Consider the following 888-nt stretch of genomic DNA (forward strand, 5'->3'; position numbering starts at 1 on the left):
TGACCTGGGCGGCGTTGGCGGACTGGAACCTGATCGAGCTGACGGACCCCGCGATGCTGTGCGTGTCCGAACTCGCGACCAACGCCATCCTGCACGCCGTGATACCGAGTGAGCGGGTGAGCTGGCTCGGCCGCACGTTCACGGTGCGGCTGTTGTTCTGGCCCAAGCGGGCGGTGGCGATCGAGGTGCAGGACCACGACCCGCGCCCGCCCCGCGTGCCGGACCGACGAGTGATGCAACCTTCGCTGTCGGCACCGGAGGAAATCGGCGACTCCTCGCGCGGTCTGCGCCTGGTCGAAGCGTGCTCGGACTTCCTCATGTGGAACCCGACCGCGATGGGTGGCAAGGCCGTGTGGTGTCGCTTCGACCTGGAACCGCGCAAGCTGGCAAGGCCGTTCCTGATGAACGGGAACCCATAGACGGCGGGGGCCTGCCGTGAATCTGGCCAGCATGCCCCCGTCCGTTCCGGTTGCTACGCCTTCAGCGACCGGAACAGTGCCCGACGTTGGGTGAGTCCTCGTCGGAGCACCGGAGCGGCGTCCCGAAGTTCGAACCCTTCGGGCGCCGCTCCACAACCGCACACGCAAGACCGGACCACCCCTCACCTTGGTCGGAACAGGGGTGGTCCGGCTGAGGGGACCTGACGGAACCCCGGTGCCGATGGTACCGGGGTCGTCGCGCTGCGTGCTTGCGTGACGGGCCGTCAGGTTCCTTGCGTTTGACGGCGGTTGAGAGGGGACGTTGGTCGTGGTGTATCTCGATGACGGCGACACGGGGGACGTGTCGGGGCCTGCGCGGGCCGGCGGCTGGGATCCGGGGTCGTCGCTGTGGGTCGCGGGCGTGGACTACCTGAGCGCGTGGCGTCTGGCCCAGGTCACGGCGGACATG

The 888-nt window shown here is 68.6% G+C and carries 1 protein-coding gene; it reads left to right on the top strand.

All coding sequences use genetic code 11. From position 1 onward, the window contains the following. Positions 1 to 419 (top strand): ATP-binding protein (locus tag GT354_RS31905; protein ID WP_161359859.1); only part of this gene is annotated, 419 nt, incomplete at its 5' end. Between the last annotated feature and the right edge of the window lie 469 nt (positions 420 to 888).

The organism is Streptomyces sp. SID3343, from assembly GCF_009865215.1.
GTDB lineage: Bacteria > Actinomycetota > Actinomycetes > Streptomycetales > Streptomycetaceae > Embleya.